The sequence below is a fragment of the Flavobacterium columnare NBRC 100251 = ATCC 23463 genome, from assembly GCF_002530675.1.
Lineage (GTDB): Bacteria > Bacteroidota > Bacteroidia > Flavobacteriales > Flavobacteriaceae > Flavobacterium > Flavobacterium columnare.
This window is the reverse complement of the sequence record NZ_PCMX01000018.1, coordinates 14,945-32,505: the sequence shown is the minus strand read 5'-3', so window position 1 is coordinate 32,505 and position 17,561 is coordinate 14,945. Positions and strand designations below refer to the sequence as shown.

Annotated in this window: 11 protein-coding genes; 6 read left to right on the top strand and 5 right to left on the bottom strand. The window is 28.9% G+C overall.

What is annotated here, in order from left to right; all coding sequences use genetic code 11:
- Positions 1 to 6: 6 nt before the first annotated feature.
- From pelF to B0A78_RS03010, 5 genes are read left to right on the top strand one after another with little or no spacing between them, the layout of a single operon-like run.
- Entirely contained in the window at positions 7 to 1,491 is a 1,485-nt protein-coding gene (pelF, locus tag B0A78_RS03030) for a GT4 family glycosyltransferase PelF (RefSeq protein ID WP_225556178.1), read from the top strand.
- On the top strand, positions 1,491 to 3,080 hold the full coding sequence (locus B0A78_RS03025) for a hypothetical protein (protein WP_065213040.1): 1,590 nt from the start codon (positions 1,491 to 1,493) through the stop codon (positions 3,078 to 3,080). Before pelF ends, B0A78_RS03025 begins: the two co-directional genes overlap by 1 nt.
- Complete coding sequence (locus B0A78_RS03020; RefSeq protein WP_014166385.1) at positions 3,067 to 3,849, top strand: endo alpha-1,4 polygalactosaminidase; 783 nt, start codon at positions 3,067 to 3,069, stop codon at positions 3,847 to 3,849. Before B0A78_RS03025 ends, B0A78_RS03020 begins: the two co-directional genes overlap by 14 nt.
- Position 3,850: 1 nt before the next feature.
- Positions 3,851 to 5,794, top strand: a complete 1,944-nt coding sequence (locus tag B0A78_RS03015) for a hypothetical protein (RefSeq protein ID WP_065213041.1) — start codon at positions 3,851 to 3,853, stop codon at positions 5,792 to 5,794.
- Positions 5,742 to 9,530 (top strand): DUF2194 domain-containing protein, encoded by a 3,789-nt coding sequence (locus B0A78_RS03010; RefSeq protein WP_097609343.1) that lies wholly within the window; start codon positions 5,742 to 5,744, stop codon positions 9,528 to 9,530. Before B0A78_RS03015 ends, B0A78_RS03010 begins: the two co-directional genes overlap by 53 nt.
- A 90-nt stretch (positions 9,531 to 9,620) precedes the next feature.
- On the opposite strand, the gene B0A78_RS03005 is transcribed toward B0A78_RS03010, so the two are convergent.
- Positions 9,621 to 10,013: a DUF983 domain-containing protein gene (locus tag B0A78_RS03005; protein ID WP_014166382.1), complete on the bottom strand. Its 393-nt coding sequence runs from the start codon at positions 10,011 to 10,013 to the stop codon at positions 9,621 to 9,623.
- A gap of 68 nt (positions 10,014 to 10,081) precedes the next feature.
- On the opposite strand from B0A78_RS03005, the gene B0A78_RS03000 reads away from it, so the two are divergent.
- Positions 10,082 to 11,992 (top strand): ABC-F family ATP-binding cassette domain-containing protein, encoded by a 1,911-nt coding sequence (locus B0A78_RS03000; protein ID WP_065213043.1) that lies wholly within the window; start codon positions 10,082 to 10,084, stop codon positions 11,990 to 11,992.
- A 60-nt stretch (positions 11,993 to 12,052) separates the two neighbouring features.
- Here the strand turns inward: B0A78_RS03000 and B0A78_RS02995 are convergent, their stop codons facing one another.
- The 4 genes from B0A78_RS02995 to B0A78_RS02980 all read right to left on the bottom strand — a co-directional run bounded on the left by B0A78_RS02995 (position 12,053) and on the right by B0A78_RS02980 (position 17,523).
- On the bottom strand, positions 12,053 to 13,198 hold the full coding sequence (locus B0A78_RS02995) for an 8-amino-7-oxononanoate synthase (RefSeq protein ID WP_198424914.1): 1,146 nt from the start codon (positions 13,196 to 13,198) through the stop codon (positions 12,053 to 12,055).
- A 609-nt stretch (positions 13,199 to 13,807) separates the two neighbouring features.
- Positions 13,808 to 15,181 (bottom strand): right-handed parallel beta-helix repeat-containing protein, encoded by a 1,374-nt coding sequence (locus B0A78_RS02990; RefSeq protein WP_014166379.1) that lies wholly within the window; start codon positions 15,179 to 15,181, stop codon positions 13,808 to 13,810.
- Between the two features lie 416 nt (positions 15,182 to 15,597).
- Entirely contained in the window at positions 15,598 to 16,458 is an 861-nt protein-coding gene (locus tag B0A78_RS02985; protein ID WP_097609342.1) for an Rpn family recombination-promoting nuclease/putative transposase, read from the bottom strand.
- Positions 16,459 to 17,052: 594 nt separating this feature from the next.
- Positions 17,053 to 17,523: an Lrp/AsnC family transcriptional regulator gene (locus B0A78_RS02980; protein ID WP_014166377.1), complete on the bottom strand. Its 471-nt coding sequence runs from the start codon at positions 17,521 to 17,523 to the stop codon at positions 17,053 to 17,055.
- Between the last annotated feature and the right edge of the window lie 38 nt (positions 17,524 to 17,561).

The following is a 17,561-nucleotide window of genomic DNA, read 5'->3' as shown; positions in this document are numbered from 1 at the left end:
CTTTTTATGTCCAAATCAAGTATCCTTATGGCTTTGGAGGGGACTTATCCTTTTCATGGAGGAGGTGTGTCAACTTGGGCGCATATACTGTGTAATAAAATCAATAAATTTAATTTTAAGATTTATTCTGTAAATGCATTCTACGAAACTAAGCCTAAATATTCATTAAATGACTCAATTTTAGATGTTGTTCAGGTACCTATTTGGTATGCTTTAGAACCTAAAGAAGTTATTCGATTTGATGATACATATTATGACTTTATTTTAAAAAAAGAAACTCTTTTTTTAGAAGATCTTGAGACAAAATTTATGCCTCTCTTTAAAAGACTGTTGGGCTGTATTTACTCAGAACACATTGATGCAGATGAGTTGATAGATGTTTTTATTGGAATGTGGTATTTTTTTCAGGAGAATGATTATAAACTTGTTTTTAAAAATGAAAAAATATGGGACATTTTTAAAGAAGAAATCCTTTTTTATACGGAACATTATGGGATAAAAGAAATTTCTCTTTTGGATTTGACCTATGCAATGCGTTGGATTTATCATTTTTTATTACCTATTTCTATTGATTTTCCAAAAACAGATATTATTCATTTAACTATTTCTAGTTTTATAGTTTTACCTGCCATAATACAAAAAAATCTTTATGGAACCCCTATTTTATTAACAGAGCATGGTGTTTATATACGGGAAAGAATTTTAGCTATTAGCCAATCGGAGAGTTCATACTTCTTAAAAGATTTTTTAATTCGTTTGTCAGAATGTTCAGCAAGAGCTTCTTATCACCAATCAGATATTATCATGTCTGTTAATAAGTTTAATTTTAAATGGGAATTGATGTATGGTGCTGAACAAAGCAAATTAAGAGTGGTTTATAATGGAATTGATCATTTGCGTTTTAAACCTCTTGAAAAACCAACTGAATTTAAAGGGATTCCAACAGTAGTGGCTATGGCCCGTATTTTTGAGCTAAAGGATATTTTAACTATGATAAAATCTTGTAGAGTCGTAGCTAATGTGTTGCCAAACGTGCAATATAGAGTACATGGTGAAAATGACGCAGTTCCAGAATATACTTCAAAATGTTTAAAGTTAATAGAAGAATTAGGACTTCAACAAAATTTTTTCTTTTTAGGGCCTAACCCCAGACCTGAAGTGGTATTTTGTGAAGGAGATATTTCTATTTTAACTTCTATTTCAGAAGGATTTCCCTATACAATTATAGAATCTATGAGTTGTGGTATACCTGTTGTCTCTACGGATGTAGGGGGGGTAGCAGAGGCCTTAAACGAAGAATGTGGAATATTATGTAAGCCTAAAGATCCAGATGATATTGGACGAGCTGTTCTAAAATTATTGCAAGATCATACTTTAAGAGAAAGTATGAAGATAGCTTGTAGAAAAAGAGTAGAGGAATTCTTTACTATAGATAAGTTTATCAATCAGTATGAAGAAATATACGAAGAATTATTAGAAATGAGAAAATGATGAATGAGGAATTAGAAAATGATAAAGTAGAACAACTCGTTTTTTTAGTTCAAAAACGAGTAGGAAAACCTATGAGTGTTAATGTAACACAAGCAATAATTGAATCCTTCGGGATTCGAGAGATAGACGTTCAGAATGATTATGGTTTTTCAACAATAGCGAACCTTTCACAAGTAGTATATGGGAAAATATTAGAAAGATATAAGGATAAGATTGTAGTTGAAAAAAAGGATCGTGTATCAATAAATCTAACAAAGGAAGATCTTAAATATTTTTTCAAAGATTATTTGGTAGGTATATTTTATGTTTTACCTATTTTCTTTCAAGTATTTTGTGTTGTTTTTTTTGGCTATTCCTTATGGGTATATTCAGATTTTAATATTTTACAATCTACTTCTGTGGTAATAGGGGTTATAACCAGTTTAGTTCTTACAGGAGGTGTTGTAACTGTTATTAGTAAGCAAATATCTTTTTATTGGAATCATAAAAACAATAAAATGGTTTTTCAAACCACTGTATATCTCATGAAAACGGGATTTAAACTCTTGTTTTTTGTAAATGCTATATTTGTTTTATTGTCTTTTTTATTAGAATTTTTTGCATTTCAAATGGCAATTTTAAGTGGGATATACTCTATTTTTATAGGTTCTATGTTATTGATGATAGCTCCTTTATATGTTTTTAAAGAACGAATCATAATTCCTGTTGTTATTATACTAGGTTCTGCTTTTTCTTTGGCACTAAAAGTTTTTACTCCTTTGTATATTTATTTTACTCATTGGATAGGTTTAGGTTTTGTAGTTCTAATTTTATGGGTATATTTAATTCGATTTTTTAAAAAAAATAACGCTTTTGACCCCAGTTATACAACAAAAGATGTAAAAAACGAGTTTATTATCTATAATAATTATATGTATTTTTTTTATGGAATGCTATTTTTTTTATATGTTTTTTTAGATCGAATCATTGCTTGGTCGGTACATGAAAAGGAACGTTTTTTGTATTTTATTTTCTTTGAAAAAGATTATGAAATAGGAATGGATATAGCATTGCTTATGTATCTTTTGGTTGCTGGTGTTTTTGAATTCGGAATAGTTAGGTTTGCAAAATTACTAGATAGATTGCAATCAGAGGTAACTCTTGACAGTATACAAAATTATGGAAAAGGGTTTGTAGAGAGTTATTTAGGGAATTTTTTATTATTGCTACTTACAAGTTGTTTTGCTTTTATAATAGAATTATTTATATTATATTCACCGTATGGATATGATGCCTGTTTTGAAATTAAATTAAATAGTATTAATAGACAGGTTTGTATAATAGGTTCCTTGGGATATTTTTTCTTTTCATGTTCGGTTTTAAATGTTTTACATTTTTTTACCTTAGGACAACCACAAATCCCTCTTAAGAGTATTTTGTATTCTTTTGTGATTAATTTAGTCTTTGGATTATTTTTTAGTAGATTTTTCTCTTACGACCTTAGTGTTGTAGGTTTTTTAGTAGGGAATTTGTTCTTTATGTTATTTACATCATATCACTTGTATAAATTTTTTAAAAAAATGGATTATTATTATTATGCGTCATTTTAAACTTATAATGTTATTTCTTTGTTTTTCTTTTAATTCTCATTCAAAAACTAAATTTTTAGTTTGTTATGGGAAATTTGATATAACAAAAGTTTCCGGTTATGATCTATTAATTGTAGAGTCAGCCCATTTTACATACAATGAAGTTTCGTATTTAAGAAGGAATAATAAAAAGGTAATAGCTTATATAAGCCTTGGAGAAATTAATGAAGGAGCTAAGGATTATAAATTACTTAAAAGCGCTGTTAGTGAAAAAAATACAGATTGGAATAGTTATTATCTAGATATTGGTTCATCAAAAATTCAAAAGGTTTTAAAAAGCCGTATACAAAATATTTTTTATATGGGCTACGATGGTCTTTTTTTAGACAATATAGATAACTATACGGAACATGGCGTACAGTACAATTTACAGAATAATTTAGTAGCATTTATAGGAGATATTAGAAGAGAATATCCTAATAAAGTTTTAGTTCAAAATGCAGGACTAGATTTGGTAAAAGTATTACATAATCAAATTGATTATGTTTTAGTAGAATCGGTATACACCGATTATGATTTTCAAGAAAAACGATATTTAATAAGAAATAGTGAAAGTTTTTCAGAACGTTTAGGGAACTTAAAAAAAGCAATAAACAAATACAAAATTAAACCACTACTGCTGGAATATGCCGTTGATGAAAGTCAAATCAAAAAAATCAGAAAAAGAATTAAATCAGAAAATATAACTTACAGTATATCAGAAATATCTTTGCAAAAAATAAAGGATTAGTATGAATGTTTACACAGCTATAGGGGTAGGAATACTAAAAATTTTAGTTATTGTTTTAATCATTTTGTTTACAACTCGTAAATACGTGTTGTTGCGTCGTGATTTTAATTTTTTATTAGACTGCATTATTCGAAAATATTTTGAGTATTTAAGTTTACTCATTGTTATTTTATTTATAACCATTAATTTAGAAATATATGATGGTTTAGTTGTTACAGGCTTACTTGTAGTCGTTGGATTATGTGATTATTTAAGGATCGTAAATCCTATAAAATTGCCAAGTATTATTGTTAGTAAGTTTAAAAAACGTCTCCTTTTGGTATTAAAAAAAGTAGAGAATAAAGAATTTAATTGGAAAGTTATTTTTTCAAATGCCCACTTAAAGATAGAAAGAAAAAATGTGTATATTATTTCTTCTCTACTATTTCTATTATTTTCTATTTGTGTTATTTCCTTTTATTTTATAAAGTTTGACCATTATCTTTTTTCAAGTAATTGGTTTGATACACTTGAAAGAATAAAAGCAAAAGACAACAATAGATGGTTTACAGAAGAAGTTAACCCAGAAGCGGTTTATGCTTTTGTGAGCTTTCTTTCTCATATAACAAACTCTTCCTTAGAAATAAGTATTTATGTATACTCTATTTTTCAATTATTATCAATGACAATCGTTGTTTTTTGGTTTATTCAAAAAATAACTAAATCAATGATTATTATACCAATATTTGTAACCGTATATTATATTTTAGGATTTACATTCCTTCCATCGGATATTACAAATTTTTATCAAAGTTGTTCTCTTTTGCTGGCATTTACATTGATTCTACCATTAGTAATCTATATGACCAAACTAAGGATGTTGCCTTATACAAGGAAAGAACAATATTTCAAGTTTTTACTAGCCTTTATAGCAATAGGATTATTAGACTTATATGCATTTCTTTTCCTATTGCCCTTTTTGGTGATCTTTCTAGTAATCGTGTATTTTAAAAAAAACAAATCATCGGTAGTGTTCCAAATGTATGTTCTTTCCTTGATTATCGTTGTATCCGTTTATTCCTCTTTCTTGCTTATTCACCAAGAAAGTTTTAATGATATTCTGAGAAGAACCTTAATTGATGTACAATTGTCCTTTTCAAACCCTTTTATAAGAATTGAAATAGATAGGTTAATGTTTTATTATCAGATTATATTTATAATAGGATTTATACTTAACTTATTATCAGCTATTTTTTTAAAAAGAGGATGGCGGAAAAAAGTTTTGGTTTTTCTATTTGTAACAGCTGTTTATTTGTTGACTCAAGTAGATAACGAATGGATAGATAAAGACGTATTATTTAAAGTTTTATCTGTTTTTATACCCATATTGATGGGGATAAATATAGCAATTGTGTCAGATTTTCTTAAAATGTTTTCAAAGAAAAGATACCCTATATACAAAGGAGGTTTTGTTGTACTTTTTTCTATCTCTATTTTTGTTTACTTAGAAAAGAATGTTTTGTTTTTACCCATGAATGAGACGGAAAAGTTACATCAAAATATTCTAGCAGTAAACGAAATGATTTTGAGAGGTTATTTAGATAGAACCTATGCGGTAGTAAATAAAGATGAATACTTTAATCTAAGTAGTGGAAGACGTTATTTTATACCTTATAAAGATTTTCTTGCCCCCCATTACCTTAAAGTAGATTCTATTTATGCTAAGAATATAAAAAGAAATAAATTTTTAATTAAGCATCCAGAATTTATTTTACCCTCAAGTATTTTCGTTTTTAAATACACTACTTCTGAATATGAAGAATTAAATGCTGAATTATTAGATAGGTTTAAACGTTTAAAAAAGAGGAACAGAAATATTAAAAAAATATTTGATAGTAATCAATTAGAGGTATATGAAATTATTAATAAACCGTTTTCAAGTAAAATTTCCAATATGGTCTTTTAAAATTTTGGTGTATTGTTTATTTTCTTTAACATTGTTTAACTGTAATAGTATAGATTCTCTTTATAGATTAAAAAATGATTACTTAAGAAATAAGCAACAACAAGATTTCTTATCACCGTATGAATCTTCAAGTCTGAGTAAAAGACCCGTTGTAGAATATATACTAGATTCTAAGGACGATTTGTCTATGTCTTATTACGAACATTTTCGAAAGTTATGTGATTATACAAAAATTCCTTTTAACTTTAAAATAATAGATAGATTTAACGAACAGTTAAAAATCGAAAGTTCGGCTAGAATATTAGTTATTAATGATACAAAAAGGCTGAATAATCAAACCATACCTGTTTTGTTGAAATTTGTTAGTAAAGGAGGAACTCTAATTTTTCCCAATATAGGAGAAGATCAACGCTTTATCTTTTTTTGGGGAATGCGTTATGATTCGGATTTGAGTTATGATATTACCTCTAAGGGAATGTGCCTAAATACGATTCCTTTATCAGGTAAAAGAGAAATTAATTTGTATAGCGATACCAAACATTTTGCCTTTGCTAAATCTAATTTCAAAAAAGATCTAAGGATCAATATTTGGTCAGATAATCAAATGACTATGCCTTTATTATTAGAAAATAATATAGGATTTGGGAAAGTAATTTGTTGTAACTCGTCTAAAATATTTGAAAAAAGAGATAGAGGACTACTTTTTACGTTTCTATTAAGAGGGTTGTCTGGAATACCCTATCCATTGGCTAATACAAGTACAATCTTTTTAGATGATTTCCCTTCGCCGTTATATGATGTGAAATTAGAGCCTATTAAGACCGAGTACAATTTAACAATGAATGAGTTTGTGTATAAAAAATGGTGGCCTGATATGAAAAAAATAGCTCAAAAGTATAATATTAAATATACTGCATTACTTGCTTTTGATTATGATGATATCAGAAGGGCTCCCTTTTCTTTTAAACAATGGGATTTTGCAAAAATGCAAGGAACAGGGAAAACCCAAAAGGGAACCTCTAACTTTTTAACCCATGATTTACTTAAAGACAATCATGAGTTAGGATTTCATGGTTATAATCACGTTTCGTTATTAAAAGAAGAATGGGAAAATCCAGAAGAAATATTTTTTTCCTTGAAGGCAACTAAGAAAAAATGGTTAGTTAATAATTTTGGAGATTTTCCAGTGAGCTATGTACCCCCTTCTAATTATATAGATCCTTATGGGATAGTTCAGTTAAAAAAAGGAATGCCTTCTTTAAAATATTTTGCAAGTTTGTATTTAGGTGATAAAAAAGAAGGAGGAGACAGAGAATTTGATTTTGAACCCTTTCACAAAGATTTATTTGATTATCCAAGGATATCGAGTGGTTTTTATTTTAATGATGAAAAGTATTATAATATTTTTTCTACCTATTTGTACACTGGTGTCTGGACTCATTTCGTCCATCCAGACGACGTTTTTCAGATTGGGAATGCTAAAGAAAAGAAAAAGAAAAAATATCATTATGAATTAAGAAACGATTTAGGATTAAATTGGAAAAAAGGAAAAAAAACATTATACAGCACTTTTGATGATTTTTTGACAGAGTTTAAAGAAATTTATCCACAAAGTGAGTTTTATACAGTAAAAAATGCAGCCCCCATAGTAATGAAATGGAGAGGGGCTAATTATAAACATATAGCTAAAGAAGAAAGTTATACAGTTCAAGAAGAAACAAATTTATTTACAGAAGAAGGGAATACTTGGGGGGTTTATTTTGATGAATTAACACAGAAGAATAAAGAAGAATTAGCTCGCCAATCCAAAAAATATAGTATAACAGATTTTATGGGAGGTAAATTAGTTTCTCTCAAATCTAGTAATAGATTGTCGTTTACGCTTGAGAAAAAAACAATAGATGAGGATCTTATTTATGATAAAGTATGGGAAGAATATAAACTGTTTGAAAAAAACAGAGGTCTTTTTCTTTCAGGTAAATTAGGCGTAGAAGATTATTATAAAAAACTAGAAGAAGAAAAAAGACATTTGTTGGTCTTAATGATGAGTCAACCTAAAATTAATTATGCTATCTGGAATAAATATGCTACCTATATGTCTTGGGAGGGTAAAGGTGACGAAGTTTGGGGGCTATTAGAAAAACATTGTGATAAGTACCCCTCTAAACACAATATTAATTATTCTTTTGAATTGTCAAATATACTAGGGTATTCGTCTGAAGAATTACATACAAAATGGATATGCAATCAGTATCAATGGAATAACGAAAAATTATCTGTATTGAAAGAATATTTATCTATTATTTCTGCATCAGAGGATTATGATGAAATTAAAAAAGTATTATTTAAAATATTTCAGTTAGAACCTAATTGCGAAAACCAAGAAGCGTATGTTTATCATGCTCTTGTATACGCAAAAGAAGAAGCTTTTAAATATTTGAATACACTAGATCCAGCTACTACTCATTTTAATGAAAATTTAGTCTCAGATATTAGCTGGAGTTACGTTAATGAAAATGAAGATTACCAAAATGCTATTAATTGGTCAGAGTTTACATCCTTAATAAGTCCAGATACTCGTTTGTCATGGATGTTTGAACTAAGGCAGTATGTAGAACTTGAACAGTATTATCGTAAATATATAAGCCAAAATCCAAATGATGAAGCTATGAAACAAAGAATGTTTCAGATATATGAAGTACTAGGGAAGTATGATGAAGCATGTGGTGTATTATTACAAATAAAAGATCAAAAAATATTTGAAGAAATAAAAGAACACCTAAATCAACAAATTCTTTATTTTGATATAGAAACACAGGAAGAATTGATTCGTAAATACCCCACTATTTTTACAGCCATCAACAAAGAAAAAATTCAAATAAAATTAAAAGATTTGTATGGAGATTATCTAGATGCAAACTCTACTTTGAGCTATTTTGTAAATAAAAAGACCAATTTTCAAAACTATATAAAATACGGTCATTTTGATAAGCAAAAAAATTCACATGATTTTTTTGTTAAACATAAAGAGTTGTATAGTGGTACAGATCAAACAACTAATAATTTAGCTACCATATTAGAATTTGCCTACGAGTTTAAAAGAAAACAGTCTGACCAGATCAATAAGTTTTTTTATACCTACGGATTAGGTTTAGAAAAAGATTGGAGTGGTAAGTTGTATTACAATGCAAAAGGAGGAATTAATATAATAACCAAGAAGTACAATTTAAGTACAAATTTAGACTATGCCCCTGCTAATTTTTGGGAGGCTTACCGCGAAAATATATATCAATTACAATGGAATGCAGCCTATAACAGATATTTTGAATTTTTAGAGCTAGATACCTACTTCGTAACAGATTATTATCCTAGTCCTTCAAATCTTAATTTTACCTTAAGCTCTAGAATAAAAACAGCTTCAAATAAAGAAAAAAAATGGAAAGTAGTTCCGTACTTAGAAGGGTTATGTCAGTTTGCAAATATTGATGAAAGAGTAAGAGTAGCTCCTGTTTACCTAATTAGGAATAGATACTTTGGAGATGATTATTCTAAATTTAAATTATATACTTCAGGAGCGTATTATTTTGATTCCTTTGAAGATAATTTTATGAATTTTAGAGTAAATACTCATTATAAGGTAATGAAAAACAGTTACTTAAAAGTTTCGGCTGATATTAATTTTCAGTCTAAATACAATTTTAATACCTTTGGATTGGGATATAAGTATATATTTTAAGAAAAGGAGCTGTCCGAAAAGGAATCACCTAATATTTAGTTTATCATTTCAATGCTAAATTGTGGTCTTTTTGGACAGCTTCATAAATGATTACTTTTTGGAATTTAATTGCCAATTTTTATCATAAGAAACAAAGAAACTAATCCAGATGTTCCTAGAAAGCCTCATAATAATAGGCATAAAAAGAATAAGAGTTAAACTAATGCCTATAAAAGCTGTTTTTAGACTCGTTTTTATAAATACGTAACAAATGATAAATGCAGCTACGCCAAATGCAACACCTAGAGCGTAACTAACATACATGGAACCATAAAAAAATGAAGGTTCCATTGAGTACTGCAATCCACAGTGTGAACAATGTTCATTCATTTTTATTGTATACTTTGGGTTAAACAGGTTGCTTGATTTATACATGCTTTCTTGTTGACATTTAGGACAACTTCCTGTTAAAATGCTATTGATTTTCAATCCTTTTTTTAACATTTGCAAAAATTTTTTTATCAAAGGTAGTTTTTTTTACGCTTTTGAATATATAATTTAATTAACATTTTATGCTAAATATTCACAATTTATCAATTTCTTTTGGAGGAACTTTTTTGTTTGAAGAAGTAACTTTTAGACTAGGCGCGGGGGATCGCGTTGGATTAGTAGGAAAAAATGGAGCAGGAAAGTCTACTCTGTTAAAAATTCTTTCAGGGGATTTTAAACCTGATTCTGGAGATATAGCAACAGAAAAAGACGTACAAATAGGTTTCTTGCGCCAAGATATTGATTTTGTGAAAGGAAGAACGGTACTTGAAGAAGCCTATATGGCTTTTGAAGATATTAAAAGAACAGAATTTGAAATAGATAGAATTAATCAAGAATTAATTACTCGTACTGATTATGAAAGTGAATTGTATGTAGAGCTAATAGAAAAATTAAGCGATTTACAACACCGCTATGAAATACTAGGAGGATACAGCTATGTAGGCCAAGCAGAAAGAGTTTTATTAGGACTTGGTTTTAAAAGAGAAGATTTTAATAGCCAAACAGATACCTTTTCTGGAGGTTGGCGTATGCGTATCGAATTGGCTAAATTATTATTGCAAACGAATGATATTTTATTATTAGACGAACCTACTAATCACTTGGATATAGAAAGCATTATCTGGTTAGAAAATTTTCTAAAAACTTTTCCAGGAGTAGTAGTTATTGTATCGCATGATAAAATGTTTTTAGATAATGTAACCAATAGAACCATAGAAATTTCACTAGGAAAAATATACGATTATAATAAGCCATATACACAGTATTTAGAACTTAGAGAAGAAATTCGTGAAAAACAGTTGCAAACCCAAAAAAACCAACTCAAAAAAGTAGAAGAAACAGAAAAATTAATTGAAAAATTCCGTGCCAAAGCCACTAAAGCATCCATGGCTCAATCTCTTATCAAAAAGTTGGATAAAATGGAGGTTATTGAAGTAGATGAAGATGATAATTCTGTTATGAGTATTTCATTCCCTATTTCGGTAGTTCCTGGCCGTGTAGTTGTAGAAGCAGATAAGGTTACAAAAGCATACGGCGAAAAAACAATTCTAAAAGATATTTCTTTAAATATAGAACGCGGAAGTAAGATTGCTTTTGTTGGACAAAATGGACAAGGAAAATCCACTTTTATAAAAGCAATTGTCAATGAATTCCCTTATGAAGGAATCATTAAATTAGGACATAATGTACAATTAGGCTATTTTGCCCAAAATCAAGCAGAGTACTTAGACGGTGAAAAAACTCTTTTAGATACAATGATTGATGCTGCTACAGACTCGAATCGTTCCAAGGTACGCGACATGCTAGGTGCTTTTTTATTTCGGGGTGATGATGTAGAAAAAAAAGTAAAAATACTTTCAGGGGGAGAAAGAAATCGCTTAGCATTGTGTAAGCTATTGCTACAGCCTTTTAATGTGTTAGTGATGGACGAACCCACCAATCATTTAGATATTAAGTCTAAAAACGTGTTAAAAGCAGCTTTACAAAAGTTTGAAGGAACATTGTTGTTAGTTTCTCACGATCGTGATTTTTTACAAGGAATGGCCAATACCGTGTATGAGTTCAAAGATCAAAAAATTAAAGAGTATTTAGGCGATATCAATTTCTTTTTAGAACAACGCAACGTAGATAATTTCCGTGAAGTCGAGAAAAAAGATGAAATCAAACCCGATTCAAGTTTCAATACCCAAACTAAAAATCTGAGCTACGAAGAGCAAAAAGCAAAAAAAGCGTTACAAAATAAACTGTCGAAAATAGAAAGCCAAATTCAAGAATTAGAAAAAAAAATACAAAAAGAGGATCTTGCATTAGCCGAAAACTACGAAAAATTATCGAAAGACACTTCTTTTTTTGCTGCTTATGAAAACAAGAAAAAAGAACTAGATAAACTAATGATAGATTGGGAAAATATACAAATAGAACTAGAAGGGTAGTTCTTTAATTTTCAGTAAGCAATAGACTGTTTTTATAACGGAAATATTGCTTACTGTTAACTACTTAAAAGGATGGCGTTGTTGCCATGAAATTTGAGGTTCTAAACGAGCAAATATTTTATGAATAAAACGATTGATAATCGTATTTCTATGATAAATAAAACCAGACATTACAACCGGTTTTGCTCCTATAGAACTTTTGATCTCCAAAGCTGTTCTGCCAAAAATAATCTTCTTAAACTGATTTCTAATACCAAATTCAGTCATGTTGTACAGCATATTTAAATACAACATATTTTCTTTTTGAACAGATTCATCATATCCCAAAAAATAGGTTTCCAGTAACTCACCATTTAAAAGTAAGGTGTGAAAACCAATTAAATTATCATTCAAAAAATACCCCGTTAGTTTAAAACCATCACCACATTGTTTTTTGAAAGTATAAAAGTGATGTTTTGACAAGAAAAATGTGTTAAAAGGAGCGTTTTTAGCTACATGATGATAAAGAGCATATATTCTTTCTTCATGTATTTTAATTTCTTCTAATGATAATTCGTGGGCAACAATACCTTCAAACTTTTTATGTGAACGTTTGTATTGATCTCGGTATTTTTTTGATAAAACAGCTATATAATCTTCTTTTGTTTTCCACTCTGGATTTAACTCAAAAATCATGTTAGGCTGAATGTTAAATTCAAAAATATTCTTAAAATAATATTTTTTTAACTCATTGCTACAATCGTCATAAAAATCTTTAAAAGTAACGATGTGTATATTGATATTTTGTTTTTTAAAATATAAGATCAAATGATTTGCACATTCTTGTAAAATTTGACTAATAGTAGAAAAATTCATCTTTTTGCTAAACGCATACCCATTTTGTCCCGTAATCATATTATTACCAATAAATAGCACATTAGAAGCAAAATGGCGAAGCAAAAAATTTCTTGTGTAAACTCTAAGACACTTATCTCGATCACCAAATGAAGATAATTGTTGTGATTGAATATATTGAGCTAAGGCAACACCTATCTGTTGATCCTTTTCGTAAATAGCTATGTAAAAACACTGCATATTAACAGGCGAAGACTCTTCTAAAACAGATAGATAAGGTGTTTGTAAAAAAACATTGTCCTTCGCAATCGTATTCCATGTAACAGGAAGATCTTGGATTGCCTCGTGTATAGTAAACGTAATTGATTCCAAAATAAAAAAATAATCGCCTAAATATAAGGCGATTGTTTTATAAATAAATGTTAATGTTTTATAGCCTCCCCTAAATTTTATTCCTGATAATAAATGGAGGTACAATTCAATACCCTGTGTTATAACAATATTTTTATTAATAGTTAAACGTTTAGAGTCTTAAATAAGAACACCAACCCAATGTACCCCAGATTATGTGTTAGTCTTTGTGGTAAAAATGAAAGGGCAAAGAAAGTAAAAAGGTACTAAAAATTTGTCCCACAGCTATAGTCTTGCTATATTGAGGATGAAGGTGTTCTAAAAGTTGAACTCATAATCATACTTGACTTTTCTTTCCATAAAAATACCCCCAAATAGTATCTAACTTTTTGGGGGCAGTGCACTTTTGGACGGCCTCAGATTCAAAGTCATTTTTATATGTAATAAACTTCTAATGTGTAATCTGGGTTTAATTACCCTTTGAAAGGAAATTATAACTTTTCTGGTGAGAGCCTATTTTAATATGTCTTACGGTCTTATAAGTTTGATCCACTAAGTTGTGTTAAATTTGTCTGTACCATGATGAATAACAGTATTTCTGTTTATAAAATTTTCAAAATTATTTTGACATTAATTGCTTAATGAATTCGATAATAAATTAAAGCACGGAGGACTAATATCTGTTGAAGTAAAGCTTGGATTAGCAAACTTAGAATTTAAATTAGAGGAAGTCCCTATAATAAATGAAAAATAGCCAGTATAACTTGAGCCGTTCCAATTAGCATACAGATTATTAATCCCGTCAGGACAATAAAAAATATTATCATTAAAATTTAAATTAGGTTGATTTAATTCAGCATAAACTAAATTACTGTTTGAATTTGTGTGAAAAATGTTATTTTTTATGATAGAGTTTTCACTATAAGATAAGTACAATTCTCCGTTGCCAGAACTGGTAAAATCGTTTGAAAAACAAGTGTTATTTATAATGATAGAATTAGTAACCTTACCGGATCCATTTGGATAATCAAAACCTCCTAATGCAATTGCACAAACTTGATTATTATGAAATATATTATTACGAATTACAATTCCATCAGTAGTTTTACCAATATTTTCACAACCAATTTCAATCCCATATCCATTATGATGTGATTCGTTATTTTCAACGGTAATTTTTTTGCCGCCATCTATATAAATTCCACCAGATGTAGCAGAAGACGAAACGCAATTATAAATGGTATTATTTTTTACCAAACCATTTCTTGCTTGATCATTCTTAGGAAAAGGGCACGTGCCTTCATACCCAATTACGTCAATCCCAATATTCGTTAAATCGTGAATAGTATTATTCATAACCTTAAAATTATCAACATTACCATTAATTGCAATTCCCTCGCTATACCCAAGTCTACAATTGAATAATTGATTGTTTTCTATTACTAAATTACGTATTGCTTTAGTAGGATTGGTACCATAAACAATAATTCCTTGTGCATTAGTTGATGCGTTTACAGGAGCACTTGGATTGGAAGAAAAATGAATATCATGAATTATACAATTTTTGATAGTTATTTCATTACACAAGCCTTCTATTAAAATACCTTGGGCATCATTTTGGATGTTATTTCTTAATTCTAAACCATCTATTGTAATAGCGTTTTTGTTTAAAATAGAGATGATAGAATTTTTATTGGCAATACCCGTTGCATCAATAATAGGAAGGGTAGAAGTTTGGTTTTTAATCGTAATATTATTAACTGGAATTTGAATTTTTTCATTGTAAACGCCACTATCAACATTTAAGGTGCTATTAGCGCGCATATTATTTAAACTATGTTGAATCGTTTTCCAAGGGAAATCTATCGTTCCAGGATTGGCATCATTACCACTTGGCGATACATAATAATTAGTTGGAGAAGTACAATGATTAGCCTGATACAAACGATTAACGATACAAACGATTATTATTAGGGCAAACAATGGTATTAATATTCTTTTCATTTTTTTTGTTTAAGGTGAAAAAATACGGTTAAATCTTTATCAATGTTCTGTCGTCTTAGTGATGATGGCAGAACCCGTTAGCTTTTTGTTCTTATTAAAGATAGTAGTTTGTAAGTACAAAATCAAATTTCAATTAAGCTGAAATGTAATAAAGTAGACGTTTGTCAACAAAAACCTTAGAAGGGGGGATCAAACGCTATTTTGTAAAAATATTAAAATGATTGGCATGGCCTCAAAAAAAATAAAAATAAGAGAAATAAAATAAAAGGTTTTAACCACAATTATACATTGAAAAATTTACAGATAAAATAATTTTAAATTTTATAATAAGAAGAAGAGTAATGTCTCCTGTAATAAAAATGTGTGCCAGAGGATTGCATTGCCCCCAAAAAGTTAGATACCATTTGGGTACACTTTTATAGCTCGTTGATTTCTTTTTCGGATAGTCCAGTTAGCTTTATTATATCAGGAATTGAAAGCCCCATCGTTTTTGCTTGCTTAGCAATTTCAATTTTTTCTTCAATTTTTCCTTGAATCTTTCCTTCTTCTTTACCGTCGTCAAAAGCCGTGTCAATAATACTTTTTAGGTCTCTGTACACTTTTAAACTACTTTCGTATTTATCTAATTCCCATTGTCCAAAATTAGCCAATTCGGCTTTTTCAAAGGCTTGAGTAAAAACCTCATCTTTGAAAATGGTAGGTATATTTTGGAAGTCTTCTAGGTTTTTAATAAAATACAACCACTTGTCTAAACGGGAGTTTAAGTCAGTTTCCTGTTTTTTAAAGTTGGGCATTTCCAAATAAATATAGGTCAGTTTATCATAAAAAACCTTTCCATTTTGGTTTTTTAGTTTAATGGTGTGTACGACTTCGCTTTTTTCGGGTTCAGATTCGTAATCGTCAAAAGTAAAATCTAAAATACCTATGCAGTAAACGGATTTGAGGTGATAGTTCCATTCTCCTTTTTCGGCTTGTTCTCTAATAGGAAAAGTGGCGTAATAAATGGTTCGTTCTTTAAAGAAATTTTGTTTTGCTTTTTGTAGTTCTACGATAAATTTTTCGCCTTTTTCATTTTGGCAATAGATGTCGTATATGGCTTTTCTGTCGAGGTCGGTAATTCCGAGTTGCTCGGTGTTTTTAAAAGAAAGTTCTTTAATTTGGTCGTGTTGAGGCAATAGTGTATTAAGGAAGTCTATGAGCAAATTTTTGCTGGCTTCTTCCCCAAATATTTTTTTAAATCCAAAGTCGGTAAACGGATTGATGTATTTAGCCTTCATGTTTCCAAATGGTTTGATGATTCAAATTTACAAAAAAATATTTGACAGAGTGTTTTTGGTTGTTATATTGCCAAACGACTAGTAGAACTAGATTTTCAGTAGTCTTATGAAAGACTATTTTTCATGGGAATACTAAAATAATTATTATGATCACAAAAACGTCGAAAAAATAAGGAGAAATAAAAACTTTATTTACTCAAACAAGAAGTTTATTTTAAATTTATTGAATTTTGAATGGAGCATTTCATTATTGAGTCAGTAAGTATTTTTTACCCCAGATTACGCATTAGAAAAACTAATTTTTACAACTCATTGAAATAAAAATTTTTAATTTTTATCAATTCTAGTTCTTAAAAAAATAAAGTATTGGTAATCAATATTTTTTTTAAAATTCTCTAATGCGTAATTTGGATTTGATAATTATACGCGTTGTATAGTGAATATGATGTTCTTTTTTATTTGTAAAACCTACTTATTAAAGTAGGTTTGAGTAATTTTAGGATTCTAGTAAAATAACACTAATAGATAAAAGGAATTTACCTATTTAATTTTTAAAATTCGATGAACAGATATACAAAAATAGAAAGGATAAGCTTAAAGTATAGGGATCTCTTTTTCAAATGCAGAGCCAAAAGAAATGAATGAATCAGTACTTCCAACACCCTCAATAATATGAATTTTTTCGTATAAAATTTTCCTAAACTCTTCATTGTTAGTAGCTACAATTTTTAAAAATAAAGCATATTTGCCAGACACAAAATGACATTCTACAACTTCTGGAATCTCTTTTAGTCTTTCAGCAATAGAATAAGAATAACGAGCTTCTTTAGTAGCAATTCCTGTATAGGTAATAGTTTCGTAGCCCATAGCTTTTGCATCAAGCTTAATAGAAAAACCTTTGATAATACCTGCTTCTTGCATTTTCTTGATTCGTTGGTGAACTAATGAATTAGAAATGTTTAATTCCTTAGCCAATTCAGAATAGGCAAAACGACCATCTAAACTTAGCTTTTCAATTATTTTTTTGTTGATATAATCTATTATTTTATTTAACCCCTGTGACATTTTTATTCTTTTTAAAGTTTGGTATTAATGAGAAAATA

Coding starts and splice junctions, on each gene's coding strand:
- pelF (WP_225556178.1), top strand. CDS start 7: ATGTCCAAATCAAGTATCCTTATGGCTTTGGAGGGGACTTATCCTTTT.
- B0A78_RS03025 (WP_065213040.1), top strand. CDS start 1,491: ATGAATGAGGAATTAGAAAATGATAAAGTAGAACAACTCGTTTTTTTA.
- B0A78_RS03020 (WP_014166385.1), top strand. CDS start 3,067: ATGCGTCATTTTAAACTTATAATGTTATTTCTTTGTTTTTCTTTTAAT.
- B0A78_RS03015 (WP_065213041.1), top strand. CDS start 3,851: ATGAATGTTTACACAGCTATAGGGGTAGGAATACTAAAAATTTTAGTT.
- B0A78_RS03010 (WP_097609343.1), top strand. CDS start 5,742: ATGAAATTATTAATAAACCGTTTTCAAGTAAAATTTCCAATATGGTCT.
- B0A78_RS03005 (WP_014166382.1), bottom strand. CDS start 10,013: ATGTTAAAAAAAGGATTGAAAATCAATAGCATTTTAACAGGAAGTTGT.
- B0A78_RS03000 (WP_065213043.1), top strand. CDS start 10,082: ATGCTAAATATTCACAATTTATCAATTTCTTTTGGAGGAACTTTTTTG.
- B0A78_RS02990 (WP_014166379.1), bottom strand. CDS start 15,181: ATGAAAAGAATATTAATACCATTGTTTGCCCTAATAATAATCGTTTGT.
- B0A78_RS02985 (WP_097609342.1), bottom strand. CDS start 16,458: ATGAAGGCTAAATACATCAATCCGTTTACCGACTTTGGATTTAAAAAA.
- B0A78_RS02980 (WP_014166377.1), bottom strand. CDS start 17,523: ATGTCACAGGGGTTAAATAAAATAATAGATTATATCAACAAAAAAATA.